Source organism: Acidovorax sp. GW821-FHT09B03 (assembly GCF_059418305.1).
Genome location: NZ_JBWKPP010000028.1, coordinates 13,165 through 27,464, shown reverse-complemented (window position 1 = coordinate 27,464; position 14,300 = coordinate 13,165). Strand labels below are relative to the sequence as shown.

Genomic DNA, 14,300 nt, shown 5'->3' with positions numbered 1-14,300 from the left:
AGGCCAGATCCGCGAGGATCTGGAGGGCTTGCTTGCTTACTTGTTTTCTCTTCTTACTTCTTCTGGCGGAACTTGCGCAATGCGGCGACTTGCGCCGCCAGGACGGCCAGCTCGGACTGGGCTCGTGCCAAGTCGATCTCGCCCTTGGCATTCTTGAGGGCTTCTTCGGCCGATGCCTTAGCAGCATTGGCCTTCTCTTCGTCCAGGTCCTTGCCGCGGATGGCGGTGTCGGACAGCACGGTCACGCGGTTGGGCTGCACTTCCAGAATGCCACCTGCCACGAACACGAACTCTTCGCGACCGTCGGCCATTTCGATGCGCACCGAGCCCGGCTTGATGCGCGTGATCAGCGGGGTGTGGCGGGGAAAGATGCCCAGTTCGCCAGACTCACCAGGCAGCGCGACAAAGCGTGCTTCACCGGAGAAGATGGACTCTTCGGCACTGACCACATCAACGTGGATGGTGTTCATCATTGCTCCTAGGAAAAGGGGATGGGTTGCTCGATTGCAGTGGAAGGCCGAGCAGCGGTGGGCCGCCGCTCAGCCGCCGGGCAATCAGGCCACCTTCTTGGCCTTTTCGAAGGCTTCGTCGATGGTACCGACCATGTAGAACGCCTGTTCTGGCAGGTGATCGCATTCGCCGCCGACGATCATCTTGAAACCACGGATGGTTTCGGCCAGGGGAACGTACTTGCCTGGCGAACCCGTGAACACTTCGGCCACGTGGAAAGGCTGCGACAGGAAACGCTGGATCTTGCGCGCGCGGGCCACGGCCAGCTTGTCTTCAGGAGCCAGTTCGTCCATGCCCAGAATGGCGATGATGTCGCGCAGTTCCTTGTAGCGCTGCAGCGTGCCTTGCACCGCACGGGCCGTGGCGTAGTGGTCTTCGCCCACGACGTTCGGGTCCAGCTGGCGGCTGGTGGAGTCCAGAGGATCCACGGCAGGGTAGATACCCAGCGAAGCGATGTCACGCGACAGCACCACGGTGGAATCCAAGTGGGCGAAGGTCGTGGCAGGCGAAGGGTCGGTCAAGTCATCGGCTGGCACGTAAACGGCCTGGATGGAGGTGATCGAACCGACCTTGGTCGAGGTGATACGCTCTTGCAGGCGGCCCATTTCCTCGGCCAGCGTAGGCTGGTAGCCCACGGCGGAAGGCATGCGGCCCAGCAGAGCGGACACTTCGGTACCGGCCAGCGTGTAGCGGTAGATGTTGTCCACGAAGAACAGCACGTCACGGCCTTCGTCACGGAAGGACTCGGCGATGGTCAGGCCGGTCAGCGCCACGCGCAGACGGTTGCCTGGTGGCTCGTTCATCTGACCGTAGACCATGGCGACCTTGGAGTCTTCGAGCTTTTCGAGGTTCACCACGCCGGAATCGGCCATTTCATGGTAGAAGTCGTTCCCTTCGCGGGTACGCTCGCCCACACCAGCGAACACCGACAGACCCGAGTGGGCCTTGGCGATGTTGTTGATGAGTTCCATCATGTTCACGGTCTTGCCCACGCCGGCGCCACCAAACAGGCCCACCTTGCCGCCCTTGGCGAACGGGCAGACCAGGTCGATCACCTTGATGCCGGTTTCCAGCAGCTCTTGCGAAGGCGACAGTTCGTCGTACGCAGGGGCCTTGCGGTGGATGGATGCCGTCAGTTCCTGGCTCACGGGACCGCGTTCGTCGATGGGCGCGCCCAGCACGTCCATGATGCGGCCCAGCGTCGCCTTGCCCACGGGCACGGTGATGGCGTTGCCGGTGTTGGTCACCATGATGCCGCGGCGCAGGCCGTCGGACGAACCCAGGGCGATGGTACGCACCACGCCGTCACCCAGCTGCTGCTGCACTTCCAGCGTCAGCGTCGTGCCTTCGAGCTTCAGAGCATCGTAAATCTTGGGCATCTGGTCGCGCGGGAACTCAACGTCCACCACAGCGCCGATACATTGAACAATCTTGCCTTGCACTTGAGCCATTTTTCGCTCCAATTTAGATGTTGGTTGAGCTGCTTACACAGCAGCGGCGCCAGCCACGATTTCCGAAAGTTCTTTCGTGATCGCTGCCTGGCGCGTCTTGTTGTAGACCAGCTTCAACTCGCCAATGACGCTGCCGGCGTTGTCGGTGGCGGCCTTCATGGCCACCATGCGTGCCGACTGCTCGGACGCCATGTTTTCCGCAACCGCCTGGTAGATCAGGGACTCGACATAGCGGACCAGCAGATCGTCGATCACGGTCTGGGCATCGGGTTCGTAGATGTAGTCCCAGCCATGCTCGGTCTTCTCGGCCTGCATCTGCTCGGACGACAGGGGAAGCAACTGCTCCACCACCGATTCCTGGCGCATGGTGTTGATGAACTTGGTGTAGCTCAGGTACACCGCGTTGATCTTGCCTTCCGCGTAAGCGTCGAGCAGCACCTTCACAGGGCCGATCAGCTTGTCCAGATGGGGCGTGTCACCCAGGCCCGTCACGTGCGAAACCACCTTGGCGCCGACACGGTTCAGGAAACCCAGGCCCTTGTTGCCGATGGCAACCGCCTCGGTGGACACGCCAGCACCCTGCAGCTCACGCAGCTTGGCCGTCACGATGCGCAGCACGTTGGTGTTCATGCCACCGCACAGGCCCTTGTCGGTCGTCACCACGATCACGCCGGCCGCCTTGGCATCGTTCAGTTTCATGAACGGATGCACGTACTCCGGATTGGCGTGGCCGAGATTGGCTGCAATGTTGCGGATCTTCTCGCTGTAGGGGCGGGCAGCCCGCATCCGTTCCTGCGCCTTGCGCATTTTGGATGCAGCCACCATCTCCATGGCCTTGGTGATCTTCTTGGTGTTTTCCACCGATTTGATCTTGCCGCGTATTTCCTTGCCTGCTGCCATGATGGCTCCTCGTCCGGTTTAAGCGAACGACTTCTTGAACGCGCCGATGGCGGCGGTCAATTCGGCTTCAGCGTCCTTGTCCATGGCCTTGGCCTGTTCCAGCTTGGCCAGCAGTGCGGCGTGGCTGGTCTTCAGGAACTGGTGCAGGCCGTGTTCGAAGTCGAGAACCTTCTTGACGTCGATGTCGTCCATGAAGCCCTTGTTCACCGCGAACAGCGTCGCGCCCATCAGCGAGATGGACAGGGGGCTGTACTGTGCCTGCTTGAGCAGTTCGGTCACGCGGGCACCGCGGTCCAGCTGCTTGCGGGTGGCTTCGTCCAGGTCGGAAGCGAACTGCGCGAAGGCAGCCAGTTCACGGTACTGGGCCAGGTCGGTACGGATACCGCCGGACAGGTTCTTCACCAGCTTGGTCTGGGCAGCACCACCGACGCGCGACACCGAGATACCGGCGTTGATGGCGGGGCGGATACCGGCGTTGAACAGGCTGGTTTCCAGGAAGATCTGGCCGTCGGTGATCGAGATCACGTTGGTCGGAACGAAGGCGGACACGTCGCCGGCTTGCGTTTCGATGATGGGCAGTGCGGTCAGCGAACCGGTCTTGCCCTTGACTTCACCCTTGGTGAAGGCTTCGACGTAGTCGGCGTTCACGCGGGCTGCGCGCTCGAGCAGGCGGCTGTGGAGATAGAACACGTCGCCGGGGTAGGCTTCGCGGCCTGGTGGGCGGCGCAGCAGCAGCGAAACCTGGCGGTAGGCCACGGCTTGCTTGGACAGGTCGTCATAAACGATCAGGGCGTCCTGGCCGCGGTCGCGGAAGTACTCGCCCATCGTGCAGCCCGAGTAGGCCGACACGTACTGCATGGCTGCCGATTCGGAGGCCGATGCGGCCACCACGATCGTGTAGTCCATGGCACCGGCTTGTTCCAGTGCGCGCACCACGTTCTTGATCGACGAAGCCTTCTGGCCGATGGCGACGTAGATGCAGGTCACGCCCTGGCCCTTCTGGGCGATGATGGCGTCGATGGCCACGGCGGTCTTGCCGGTCTGGCGGTCGCCGATGATCAGCTCGCGCTGGCCACGGCCCACGGGCACCATCGAGTCGATGGACTTCAGGCCGGTCTGCAGGGGCTGGTCCACCGATTTACGGGCGATCACGCCCGGAGCGACCTTTTCGATCACGTCGGTGAGCTTGGCGTTGATGGGACCCTTGCCGTCGATCGGCTGGCCCAGGGCGTTCACCACGCGGCCAACCAGCTCGGGGCCGACCGGCACTTCCAGAATGCGGCCCGTGCACTTGACGGTGTCGCCTTCGGAGATGTGTTCGTACTCACCCAGAATCACGGCGCCGACGGAGTCGCGCTCGAGGTTCAGGGCCAGGCCGAAGGAGGGCTGGCCGTCCTTGGTGGCGGGGAACTCAAGCATTTCACCGGCCATCACGTCCGACAGGCCGTGCACGCGCACGATACCGTCGGACACGGACACCACGGTACCCTGGTTGCGGATATCGCTGCTGGCGGCCAGACCTTCGATGCGGCTCTTGATGAGTTCAGAAATTTCTGCGGGATTGAGTTGCATGACTCTTTCCTTCTTTCTTTGGTTCGCTGTCCTCGCCGCGCGTTACGCGGTGAGGGCCGCTTTCATTTGTTCAAGACGGGCCTTGACCGAAGTGTCCAGCACCTCGTCACCCACCACTACGCGAATGCCACCGATCAGGGACTCGTCCAGCTGAACGGCGAGGTTGAGCTTGCGGCCGAAGCGCTTTTCGAGCGCCGAGCCGACCTCAGCCAGCGCTGCGGCGTCCATCGGGAAGGCGCTGTGCACCACGGCATCCGAAGAGCCGCTGCGGCGATTCACGAGGGCACGGAATTGCACGGCGACTTCCGGCAGCGCGTTGAGGCGCCCGTTGTCGATGACCGTGCGCAGGAAGTTCTTGGCCGTATCGGACAGCGCCGAACGCGCAACACCCGTGACGACGGCGAACACCTGGTCTGCCGTCACCTTGGGGCTGTCTGCCAGCTGGCGCAACTGGGGGTTGGCGGCAATGGCCGCCAGTTCATCGACCCAGTCAGCGGTGCTGGCCAGGTCCATGCCCGCGCCCGCAGTAGCGGCCTTGAACAGGGCTTCGGCGTAAGGGCGGGCAATGGTGGCGAGTTCAGCCATGTGTGTCCCCTTACAGCTCGGTCTTCAGGCGGTTGAGCAGGTCGGCGTGAACGCCGGCATTGACTTCCTTGCGGAGAATCTGCTCTGCACCCTTGACGGCCAGCGCGGCAACCTGCTCACGCAGGGCTTCGCGGGCTTGCACCGTTTGCTGTTCGGCTTCGGCACGGGCGGAAGCAACGATCTTGTTGCCTTCTTCCGTGGCGCGTGCCTTGGCTTCTTCGATGATGGCCTGGGCACGTCGGTCGGCGTCCGCAAGACGCGAGGCCGTTTCGTTGCGTGCCTGTGACAGTTCCTTCTCGACGCGCTGGTTGGCAGCGGTCAGTTCGGACTTGGCACGGTCGGCAGCAGCGAGGCCTTCGGCGATTTTCTGGGCTCGTTCATCCAACGCCTTCGCGATCGGGGGCCACACGAATTTCATCGTGAACCACACCAGGATCAGGAAGACGATGGCCTGAATGAACAGGGTCGCGTTGATACTCACGGCAACACCTTTCTAGAGTGGCGTTGAGTGGGAATTACTTGGGCAGGTTGGCCAAGAACGTGGAAGCGAAGGGGTTGGCGAAGGCGAACAGCAGGGCGATGGCCACACCGATCAGGAAGGCAGCGTCGATCAGACCGGCCAAGATGAACATCTTGGTTTGCAGTTCGTTGATCAGCTCAGGCTGACGAGCCGACGATTCGAGGAACTTGCCGCCCATCAGTGCGATACCGATGGAAGCGCCGATAGCGCCGAGGCCAACGATCAGACCACAAGCCAGAGCGACGAGACCGAGAATGTTTTCCATGATGACTCCTGAGTTAAAAAAAGAAAGGTTGAAAGGAAAGAGAAACGAAAGGGAACCGTTAGTGCGCGTTGTGCGCCTGACCGAGGTAGATCAGCGCAAGCATCATGAAGATGAAGGCTTGCAGCGAGATCACCAGAATGTGGAACAGCGTCCAGATGGTGCCAGCGATGACGTGGCCCACAGGCAGCAGCACACCCGACAGCGACAGCGCAGCCGCACCACCCATCAGGGCGATCAGCATGAACACCAGTTCGCCGGCGTACATGTTGCCGAACAACCGCATGCCATGCGACACGGTGTTGGCGACATATTCAATGACCTGCATGAGCAGGTTCACCACGCCCAGGATCAGGGCGAAGATGGGATTCTTGCTGGTGCCGAACGGGGCCGACACGAGTTCGTGCGCCCAGCCGCCGGCGCCCTTGATCTTCACGCTGTACCAGAAGCGCAGGATCAGGATGGCGAATGCCAGGCCCAGGGTAGTGGAGAGGTCGGCCGTGGGCACGACGCGCAGGTAGGCGTGGTGCGGGTCATGGCCGGCAGCGCCATAGATCTGGGCCCAGATGGCGGGCAGCAGGTCCACGGGCAGCATGTCCATGAAGTTCATCAGGAAGATCCAGACGAACACCGTGAGGCCCAGGGGCGCGATGAACTTGCGGCTCTCGGCGTTGTGGATGTTGGCCTTGGCCTGGTTGTCCACCATCTCGACCAGCATTTCCACTGCCGCCTGGAAGCGACCGGGAACGCCGGAGGTTGCCTTGCGGGCCGCGGACCACAGGATCAAAAGGGTCAGAGCACCCAGAACCAAACCCACGATGATCGAGTCATAGTTGATGACCGTGAAGTCAACAATCTTGGTCTGGTTGACGTTTTGAAGATGCTGCAGGTGGTGAACGATGTATTCACTTGCAGTCGGAGCGTGCGCTTCTGCGGCCATCGGACAACTCTTCTCTATATCAATCGGTTTTTCGGACACCGGACCGCACCATGAGCGCGACCCAATACGTTTTCATCGTGAGCACCATGCCTGCCAGCAAGGCCAGCCACACCAGCCCCGGCACAACCCAGGGGGCCGCTGCCAGCAATGCAATGGTGAACACGATCTTGGCAATCTCCCAACCAAAGAACCCCGCCATGGAGGCGCCCGCATTTCCGGACGCCATCTGGCGCGACATACCGCGGGCGAACAATGCGGCCGGAGCCACCACTGCAAGCGCGCCGTAGGCGGCAGACCAGCCCACCTCGGTCCTGCCCGTCAGCCCCCAGGCCACCAGGGCCACGAGCACGCCGACAAGCGCCTGACCCGCCACCACCCTCCACATCGAGACAGGTGGGTTGCGGCTTCGCCACTGCTGCGCTTCCTGCGCGGTCAGGGGCTTGAAGTCAGAATCTTCAGCCTCAGTTTCAGTCTCAGGGGCGATTGTTTTCATTGTTGAGTAACGCCCGTGTTACAGACTGCAAATTTCACAAAGCCTCTAATTATAAGTAAAAACCCGTGCGCAGCGACAAAGACCCGCAATCGGGACTGAAAGGGGTGCGCTCGCCAGCACCTTTGTGGTGACCCACCAACGCCCGCCCGGGCGCTGGGGTTCCCGGTTATGCACCGAAAAGGCGCACATCCGTGTGACACATCCACGACACCGCGAAGGGCTTGCCGCACAATGGCCTTGCCCGCACCGCCACCGCAACCGTAGCACCTGCCCATGACGTCTCCTCCTTTGCCACCGAACCTCACCATCCTCGACTCCTCCTCTGCGGATGCCCGCAAGGACTCGCTGATCGAATACCCCTCGCGGTTCCCGATCAAGGTCATGGGCGCCAAGGTGGATGGCTTCGTCCATGCAGTGACCGAGCTGGCCCGCCAGTACGACCCGACCTTCGACCCCGCCACCATTGAACTGCGCGACAGCAGCAAGGGCAATTACCTCGGAGTTACTGTCACCATCAAGGCCACCAGCCGCGAGCAGCTCGACGACCTGTACCGGGCCCTGTCATCGCACCCCCTCGTCAAGGTGGTGCTCTAAGTCCGTGGCCATCGATCTGCGCACCCTGGGGCGGGTGGACTACGCCGCCACCGTGCAGGCCATGCAGGACTACACGGCCACACGCACGGCCGACACGCCCGATGCGCTGTGGCTGTGCGAGCACGACGCGCTCTACACGCAAGGCCTGGCGGGCAAGAGCGATCACCTGCTCAATCCCGGCACGATTCCGGTGGTGCCCACCAACCGCGGCGGCCAGGTCACCTTCCATGGCCCCGGCCAGGTAGTGGCCTACCCGCTCATCGACCTGCAGCGCGCGGGCTACTTCGTCAAGGAATACGTCTACCGCGTCGAAGAGGCGCTGGTCCGCACCCTGGCGCACTTCGGCGTCACCGGCCACCGCGTGGCCGGTGCCCCGGGCATCTATGTGCGCCTGGATGACCCGCACAGCCACGCCATGCTGCCCCAGCGCCCGCAAAAGCGCGAGGCCGCCGGGCCCGCCGAGCCCGATTTCGCGGGCCTCGGAAAGATTGCCGCACTGGGCATCAAGGTCAGCCGCCACAGCACCTACCACGGCGCCGCGCTCAACGTGGCGATGGACCTGGAACCCTTCGGCCGTATCAACCCTTGCGGCTACGCGGGACTGCAAACCGTGGACCTTTCTACAATCGGGGTCCAAACCACCTGGGACGATGCCGCCAAGGTGCTGGGCCAGCAGCTCGGCATCCGCCTGTCTCCCTGAACCGCCACCAAGCCATGAGCACCACCGACGTCGTCCGCGAAGCGCAGTCCATCGAAGCCTACAACCCGCTGGCCAAGCAGAAGGCCGCGGCCAAGCTGTCGCGCATTCCGATCAAGGTCGAACAGGGCGAAGTGCTCAAGAAGCCCGAGTGGATCCGCGTCAAGGCCGGCTCGCCCACCACGCGCTTCTACGAGATCAAGGACATCCTGCGCCAGAACAACCTGCACACGGTGTGCGAAGAGGCGTCCTGCCCCAACATCGGCGAATGCTTCGGCAAGGGCACGGCCACCTTCATGATCATGGGCGACAAGTGCACGCGCCGCTGCCCGTTCTGCGACGTGGGCCACGGCCGCCCCGACCCGCTGGACAAGGACGAGCCGCTGAACCTGGCGCGCACCATCGCCCAGCTGCGTCTGAAGTACGTGGTGATCACCAGCGTCGACCGCGATGACCTGCGCGATGGCGGCAGCGGCCACTTCGTGGAGTGCATCCAGAACATCCGCGAGCTCTCGCCGCTCACGCAGATCGAGATCCTGGTGCCCGACTTCCGCGGCCGCGACGACCGCGCGCTGGAGATCCTCAAGGCCGCGCCACCCGACGTGATGAACCACAACCTGGAAACCGCGCCGCGCCTGTACAAGGAAGCGCGCCCGGGTTCGGACTACCAGTTCAGCCTGAACCTGCTCAAGAAGTTCAAGGCCCTGCACCCCAAGGTGCCGACCAAGAGCGGCATCATGGTCGGTCTGGGCGAGACGGACGAAGAAATCCTGCAGGTGATGCGCGACATGCGCGCACACGACATCGACATGCTGACCATCGGCCAGTACCTGTCGCCCAGCAACAGCCACCTGCCGGTGCGCCGCTATGTGCACCCCGACACCTTCAAGATGTTCGAGGAAGAGGCCTACAAGATGGGCTTCAGCCACGCCGCCGTGGGTGCCATGGTGCGCAGCAGCTACCACGCCGACCAGCAGGCCCACGCCGCCGGCGTGTAAGACCTGCTGCGCCGCCCACGCGCCCTGCCCTCCTGCCCATGGACACCGCCGGCTCGCTCTCGCTGCGCCGGTATGGCCCCTCCCCCGGCAGCCACAGCCATGACCACTTCCAGGTGCTGCTGGGCCTGGCCGGCGCGCTGGAGCTGGAGATCGATGGACGCGGCATGCGCGTGGCCACCGGCGGCGGCTGCGTCATCGCACCGGGCGCGCACCACGATTTCGAGGCCACCGGTGGCAGCCTGTGCCTGGTGCTGGACAGCAGCGACATGGGCTGGACGCACTGCACCGCCCCGGCATTGCAGAGCGCCCCGCCGCCCCCGGCGCTGACCCTGGCCCGCTACCTCGCCAGCGCCCTGCAGCAGGGCCGCCCCCTGGCCCAGGCCCACGGGCCCGCGCTGCTGCTGGAGGCCTGGCTGCCCCCCTCCCCCGCCTCCCGGACGCCGAACCCGGTGGACGCCACCGCACGCCGCCGCGCCATCGACTGGCCCGCGCTGCGCGCCTGGGCCGCACTGCAATGGCACCGGTCGCTGTCGGTGGCCGATATCGCCCGGCAAGTGCACCTGAGCCCCAGCCAGTTCGCCGCGCGTTGCCGCGAGGAACAAGGCCAGGGCGCGATGGCCTGGCTGCGCAGCCAGCGGCTCGAACACGCCCGCTTGCTGCGCTCGGGTGGCATGGCTGTGGCCGAGGTGGCGCGGCGCACGGGCTACCGCTCACCTTCGGCCCTCACGGCGGCCCTGCGCCGCGGCTGACCGGCCCGGCTCCACGACCGGGGGATGGCGACGACGCTCCGTCGTTGCGCGATGCCCGGCGCGCTTACAGTGGCCGCATGCAAGCCAATCTCTATGCCCTGGGCGCCATTGCGCTGTGGGCTTCCCTCGCCTCGCTGGGCGTGTCGCTGACCCATGTGCCGCCCTTCCTGCTGACCGGGGTGGCGCTGATCATCGGCAGCGTGCCGGCCTGGCCCTTCGTGCTGCGCGACCCGTCGCAGTGGCGCATTCCGCTGCGCACGCTGGCCCTGGGCGTGTACGGGCTGTTCGCCTACCACTTTCTCCTGTTCATCGCGCTGCGCCACGCGCCACCGGTGGAGGCCAACCTGGTCAACTACCTGTGGCCGCTGTTCATCGTGGTGCTCGCACCCGTGCTGTTGCCTGGCGTGTCACTGCGCTGGCCGCACGTGCTAGCGGCACTGCTGGGCTTCGGCGGCGCGGCGATTGCCATCGTGGGCGGCCGCGAGCTCAGCGGCACCCTGGCCTGGGGCTACCTGCCGGCCTTCGCAGCGGCGTTGATCTGGGCCACCTATTCGCTCATGACCAAGCGCGTGGCGGCCTTTCCGACCACGGCCATAGGGCTCTTCGGCCTGGTCTCGGGCGTGCTCTCGCTGTTGTGCCACGTGGCGCTGGAGCCCGCGGCCACCCTGGCGCCGCGCGACTGGATGCTGCTGGCCGTGCTGGGCCTGGGGCCGCTGGGTGCTTCGTTCTTCCTGTGGGACAAGGCGCTCAAGCTCGGCGATGCCCGGCACATCGGCATCCTGAGCTACATCACGCCCCTGGCCTCGACCGCCTTGCTGATCGTGGTGAGCGGCCGCGCGTTCAGCGCCAGCATCGCGCTGGCCACGGCCATGATCATCAGTGCGGCCATCCTGGGCATGCGGGCGAAGTAGAGAAAGAACACCCCGCAAGCGCCAACAGCTCAAGCCGCCCCCGCGGACACCCTGGGAGCCATTTGCGCCCTGCGCAAGCGCAGGAAGAGCCAGCCGGTGATGGACAGGTTCAGCAGGTTCCAGCCAATGCCGTTGAGGAAGGCGGCGTGGTAGCTGCCGGTGAGGTCGAAGATGAAGCCCGACAGCCAGCCGCCCAGCGCCATGCCGACGAGCGTGGCCATGATGGCGGCACCCACCAATGCGCTCGCCCGCGCGGGCGCGAAGTGCTCGCGCACGATGATGGCGTAGGTCGGCACGATGCCGCCCTGGAACAGGCCGAACAGTGCCGAGATCACATACAGCGGGACCAGGCCGTCATAGGGCAGGAACAGCAGCAGGGCGATGCCCTGCAGCGCAGACCCCAGCAGCAGGGTGCGGATGCCGCCGATGCGGTCACAGATCAGCCCGAAGACCAGCCGGCTCACGATGCCGCAGGCCAGCATGAGCGACAGCATCTGCGCGCCCTGGGCGGCACCGAAGCCCAGATCGGTGCAGTAGGCCACGATGTGGACCTGCGGCATGGCCATGGCCACGCAGCACGCCACACCGGCCACGCACAGCAGCGCCATCGCGGCGCCCGGCGCGAGGCCGAAGGGACGTGCGTGGTCCACGGCGGCCGCCTGGGCGCCAGCCGCCGCGGCCTGGATGGCCGGCGGGCGTTGGCGCATGCGCAGCGACAGCGCGAGCATGCCCAGGCCGCAAACCACGCCCAGCGCCATGTAGGTCGGCCTCCAGCCGATGGTGTCGATGCCGTACTGCACGATGGGCGGCCAGACCGCGCCCGCCACATAGTTGCCGCTGGCGCAGACCGCCACCGCAATGCCACGCCGGCGGTTCCACCACAGCGCCGTGTCGGCCAGCAAGGGCGCGAACGTGGCCGAGCTGCCGATGAAGCCCATCACCGCATGCGCCAGGCCGAAGGCCCAGATGCTGCCGGAAAAGGCCGCACCGACGAAGCCGCCCAGCACGGCCAGCGCCCCCAGCCAGAGCACGGGCGTGAGGCCATGGCGGTCGGCCAGCCGGCCCGTGAACAGGCCGCCCAGGCCCAGGCAGACCATCATCAGGGTGTAGGGCAGCGAGGCGCTCGCACGGCCGATGCCGAACTCGCTCTGCACGGCCGGGAGCACGACCGACACCACGTACATGCTGCTGTTGCCCAGCACCACCAGGCCCAGGGTGACCAAGAGGCGCTGGAAGGCCTGGCGCGAGTCGATGAGGGACGCGTCTGCAGGGACTGCTACCGGGATATGGGCCAAATCGACCTCCAGCGCTTTTCCAGCGAGCGCTGGCAGCTATTGATTCGAGAGTTTTCTAGGATGCCAGCAGCGCCGCAGGTTCTTCACCGTCCAGCACCTGCTGCGCCCAGGGCACGAGCTTGCGCGTGTCGGCGCGCAGGATCTCCTGCTTGACGGCCAGGATCTGCGCCGGGTGCATGGAAAAGCTGCGCAGGCCCAGGCCCAGCAGCAACCGCGTCATGGTCACGTCGCCCGCGGTCTCGCCGCAGACGCAGACGCTCTTGCCCTGGCGCTCGCCCTCGGCGATCACGTCGGCCACCAGGCGCAGCACGGCCGGGTGCACCGGGTCGTAGAGATGCGCCACGGCCTCGTCGGCCCGGTCGATGGCCAGGGTGTACTGGATCAGGTCGTTGGTGCCGATGGACAGGAAGTCGAAATAGCGCAGGAAGGTGCGCACCATCAGCGCCGCGGCCGGCACCTCGATCATGGCCCCCAGCTGGATCGGGCCGTAGGGCTCGCCCCGGGCATCGAGCTCGGCGCGCGCCAGGTCCACCTGGGCCAGGGTCTGGCGGATCTCGTTGGTGTGCGCCAGCATAGGGAACAGCAGGTTCACCTTGCCATGCGCCGCCGCACGCAGCACGGCCCGCAGCTGGGTGCGGAACATGGCCGGGTCGGCCAGGCTCCAGCGGATGGCACGCAGGCCGAGCGCGGGGTTCAGGTGCGTGTCCTTGTGGACCTTGCTGTCCAGCGGCTTGTCGGCCCCCACGTCGATGGTGCGGATGGTGACCGGCAGGCCCTGCATGCCGTCGAGCGCCTCGCGGTAGGCGCGGTACTGCTCGTCCTCGCCTGGCAGGTTGCCGGTGCGGCCCATGAACAGGAACTCGCTGCGAAACAGGCCCACACCCACGGCACCGGCGCGCACGGCCCCCACGGCATCGCCGGGCTGCTCGATGTTGGCCAGCAGTTCGATGCGGTGGCCGTCGATGGTGACGGCCGGGGTGTGCCGCAGGCGCGACAGGCGCTCGCGCTCGAGCTCCGTCTGGCGCTGGCGAAAGCCGTACTCGGCCAGGATGATGGGCGAAGGGTCGACGATGATCACGCCAGCATCACCGTCGATGATGACCCAGTCGTCCTGGCGCACCAGTTGGCTGGCCGCGCGGGCGCCGACCACGGCCGGGATGTCCATGCTGCGCGCGACGATGGCGGTGTGCGAGGTCTTGCCGCCCACGTCGGTCACGAAGCCGGCGAACACGCTCTGCTTGAACTGCAGCATGTCGGCCGGCGACAGGTCGTGCGCCACCAGCACCAGGGGCACGTCCACCGTGTCGTCGAGCAGCAGGTCCTGCTGGGTCTTGCGGCGCGGGCTGCTGGCGGGCGGTGCCACGGGACTGGCCACGCCCTTCATGTAGCGCAGGATGCGCTCGACCACCTGTTCCAGGTCGGCCTTGCGCTCGCGCAGGTACTCGTCCTCCATCTCGTCGAACTGGCGCGCGATCACCTCGAACTGGGTGGTGAGCGCCCACTCTGCGTTGTACAGGCGCTCGGTGATCCAGTGCTTGACGCCCCCCGTGAGGGCCTCGTCCTGCAGCAGCATCAGGTGCACGTCGAGCAGCGCGGTGAGCTCGTGCGGCGCGTCGGCCGGCATGTCGGTCTGCAGGCGCTGCAGCTCCTCGACCACCGCATTGCGGCCCTGGCGCACACGCTCGATCTCGGCCGGTATCTGTTCGGGCTGGATGAAGTAGTGGGCCACGTCCACGCGGCTCGAAGCCACGAGCACGGCACGGCCGATGGCAATGCCGCGTGCCACCGCCAGACCGTGGACGGCGAAGGTCATCGGAAACCCC

The 14,300-nt window shown here is 65.3% G+C and carries 16 protein-coding genes; 5 read left to right on the top strand and 11 right to left on the bottom strand.

The annotated features are described in order from the left end of the window. Nucleotides 1-53: 53 nt before the first annotated feature. The 9 genes from AC07PA_RS30595 to AC07PA_RS30555 all read right to left on the bottom strand — a co-directional run bounded on the left by AC07PA_RS30595 (nucleotide 54) and on the right by AC07PA_RS30555 (nucleotide 7,233). Nucleotides 54-470 (bottom strand): F0F1 ATP synthase subunit epsilon, encoded by a 417-nt coding sequence (locus AC07PA_RS30595; RefSeq protein ID WP_007847729.1) that lies wholly within the window; start codon nucleotides 468-470, stop codon nucleotides 54-56. 84 nt (nucleotides 471-554) lie between these two features. Further along, a complete protein-coding gene (gene atpD, locus AC07PA_RS30590) occupies nucleotides 555-1,961 on the bottom strand; it encodes a F0F1 ATP synthase subunit beta (RefSeq protein ID WP_007847731.1) in 1,407 nt (468 codons plus the stop codon). 33 nt (nucleotides 1,962-1,994) lie between these two features. After that, nucleotides 1,995-2,861 (bottom strand): F0F1 ATP synthase subunit gamma, encoded by an 867-nt coding sequence (gene atpG / locus AC07PA_RS30585; protein ID WP_007847732.1) that lies wholly within the window; start codon nucleotides 2,859-2,861, stop codon nucleotides 1,995-1,997. An 18-nt stretch (nucleotides 2,862-2,879) separates the two neighbouring features. Further along, complete coding sequence (gene atpA / locus AC07PA_RS30580; protein ID WP_007847735.1) at nucleotides 2,880-4,433, bottom strand: F0F1 ATP synthase subunit alpha; 1,554 nt, start codon at nucleotides 4,431-4,433, stop codon at nucleotides 2,880-2,882. Between the two features lie 42 nt (nucleotides 4,434-4,475). Beyond that, nucleotides 4,476-5,018, bottom strand: a complete 543-nt coding sequence (locus AC07PA_RS30575) for a F0F1 ATP synthase subunit delta (RefSeq protein WP_007847738.1) — start codon at nucleotides 5,016-5,018, stop codon at nucleotides 4,476-4,478. Nucleotides 5,019-5,028: 10 nt separating this feature from the next. Then, on the bottom strand, nucleotides 5,029-5,499 hold the full coding sequence (locus AC07PA_RS30570; protein WP_007847746.1) for a F0F1 ATP synthase subunit B: 471 nt from the start codon (nucleotides 5,497-5,499) through the stop codon (nucleotides 5,029-5,031). 34 nt (nucleotides 5,500-5,533) lie between these two features. Then, a complete protein-coding gene (atpE, locus tag AC07PA_RS30565; protein ID WP_007847749.1) occupies nucleotides 5,534-5,803 on the bottom strand; it encodes a F0F1 ATP synthase subunit C in 270 nt (89 codons plus the stop codon). 58 nt (nucleotides 5,804-5,861) lie between these two features. Beyond that, a complete protein-coding gene (atpB, locus tag AC07PA_RS30560; RefSeq protein WP_007847753.1) occupies nucleotides 5,862-6,740 on the bottom strand; it encodes a F0F1 ATP synthase subunit A in 879 nt (292 codons plus the stop codon). A 19-nt stretch (nucleotides 6,741-6,759) separates the two neighbouring features. Next, a complete protein-coding gene (locus tag AC07PA_RS30555) occupies nucleotides 6,760-7,233 on the bottom strand; it encodes an ATP synthase subunit I (protein WP_007847755.1) in 474 nt (157 codons plus the stop codon). 273 nt (nucleotides 7,234-7,506) lie between these two features. On the opposite strand from AC07PA_RS30555, the gene AC07PA_RS30550 reads away from it, so the two are divergent. From AC07PA_RS30550 to AC07PA_RS30530, 5 genes are all read left to right on the top strand, one after another. After that, on the top strand, nucleotides 7,507-7,827 hold the full coding sequence (locus AC07PA_RS30550; protein WP_494610275.1) for a YbeD family protein: 321 nt from the start codon (nucleotides 7,507-7,509) through the stop codon (nucleotides 7,825-7,827). A 61-nt stretch (nucleotides 7,828-7,888) separates the two neighbouring features. After that, nucleotides 7,889-8,527: a lipoyl(octanoyl) transferase LipB gene (gene lipB / locus AC07PA_RS30545; protein ID WP_494610277.1), complete on the top strand. Its 639-nt coding sequence runs from the start codon at nucleotides 7,889-7,891 to the stop codon at nucleotides 8,525-8,527. 14 nt (nucleotides 8,528-8,541) lie between these two features. After that, a complete protein-coding gene (lipA, locus tag AC07PA_RS30540; RefSeq protein WP_007847763.1) occupies nucleotides 8,542-9,522 on the top strand; it encodes a lipoyl synthase in 981 nt (326 codons plus the stop codon). Nucleotides 9,523-9,560: 38 nt separating this feature from the next. After that, nucleotides 9,561-10,271, top strand: a complete 711-nt coding sequence (locus AC07PA_RS30535) for a helix-turn-helix transcriptional regulator (RefSeq protein ID WP_494610274.1) — start codon at nucleotides 9,561-9,563, stop codon at nucleotides 10,269-10,271. A 77-nt stretch (nucleotides 10,272-10,348) separates the two neighbouring features. Continuing rightward, nucleotides 10,349-11,182: a DMT family transporter gene (locus AC07PA_RS30530; RefSeq protein WP_007847767.1), complete on the top strand. Its 834-nt coding sequence runs from the start codon at nucleotides 10,349-10,351 to the stop codon at nucleotides 11,180-11,182. 29 nt (nucleotides 11,183-11,211) lie between these two features. Here AC07PA_RS30530 and AC07PA_RS30525 read toward each other — a convergent pair whose 3' ends face one another. After that, nucleotides 11,212-12,477, bottom strand: a complete 1,266-nt coding sequence (locus AC07PA_RS30525) for an MFS transporter (protein ID WP_494610273.1) — start codon at nucleotides 12,475-12,477, stop codon at nucleotides 11,212-11,214. A 55-nt stretch (nucleotides 12,478-12,532) separates the two neighbouring features. Beyond that, complete coding sequence (ptsP, locus tag AC07PA_RS30520) at nucleotides 12,533-14,290, bottom strand: phosphoenolpyruvate--protein phosphotransferase (RefSeq protein ID WP_007847773.1); 1,758 nt, start codon at nucleotides 14,288-14,290, stop codon at nucleotides 12,533-12,535. Nucleotides 14,291-14,300: the final 10 nt, after the last annotated feature.

Excerpts from the sequence above, each read along its gene's own strand:
- AC07PA_RS30555 (WP_007847755.1), bottom strand. The coding sequence starts at position 7,233 with ATGAAAACAATCGCCCCTGAGACTGAAACTGAGGCTGAAGATTCTGAC.
- atpB (WP_007847753.1), bottom strand. The coding sequence starts at position 6,740 with ATGGCCGCAGAAGCGCACGCTCCGACTGCAAGTGAATACATCGTTCAC.
- AC07PA_RS30535 (WP_494610274.1), top strand. The coding sequence starts at position 9,561 with ATGGACACCGCCGGCTCGCTCTCGCTGCGCCGGTATGGCCCCTCCCCC.
- ptsP (WP_007847773.1), bottom strand. The coding sequence starts at position 14,290 with ATGACCTTCGCCGTCCACGGTCTGGCGGTGGCACGCGGCATTGCCATC.
- lipA (WP_007847763.1), top strand. The coding sequence starts at position 8,542 with ATGAGCACCACCGACGTCGTCCGCGAAGCGCAGTCCATCGAAGCCTAC.
- AC07PA_RS30550 (WP_494610275.1), top strand. The coding sequence starts at position 7,507 with ATGACGTCTCCTCCTTTGCCACCGAACCTCACCATCCTCGACTCCTCC.
- atpG (WP_007847732.1), bottom strand. The coding sequence starts at position 2,861 with ATGGCAGCAGGCAAGGAAATACGCGGCAAGATCAAATCGGTGGAAAAC.
- lipB (WP_494610277.1), top strand. The coding sequence starts at position 7,889 with ATGCAGGACTACACGGCCACACGCACGGCCGACACGCCCGATGCGCTG.
- atpD (WP_007847731.1), bottom strand. The coding sequence starts at position 1,961 with ATGGCTCAAGTGCAAGGCAAGATTGTTCAATGTATCGGCGCTGTGGTG.
- AC07PA_RS30595 (WP_007847729.1), bottom strand. The coding sequence starts at position 470 with ATGAACACCATCCACGTTGATGTGGTCAGTGCCGAAGAGTCCATCTTC.
- AC07PA_RS30575 (WP_007847738.1), bottom strand. The coding sequence starts at position 5,018 with ATGGCTGAACTCGCCACCATTGCCCGCCCTTACGCCGAAGCCCTGTTC.
- atpA (WP_007847735.1), bottom strand. The coding sequence starts at position 4,433 with ATGCAACTCAATCCCGCAGAAATTTCTGAACTCATCAAGAGCCGCATC.
- AC07PA_RS30530 (WP_007847767.1), top strand. The coding sequence starts at position 10,349 with ATGCAAGCCAATCTCTATGCCCTGGGCGCCATTGCGCTGTGGGCTTCC.
- atpE (WP_007847749.1), bottom strand. The coding sequence starts at position 5,803 with ATGGAAAACATTCTCGGTCTCGTCGCTCTGGCTTGTGGTCTGATCGTT.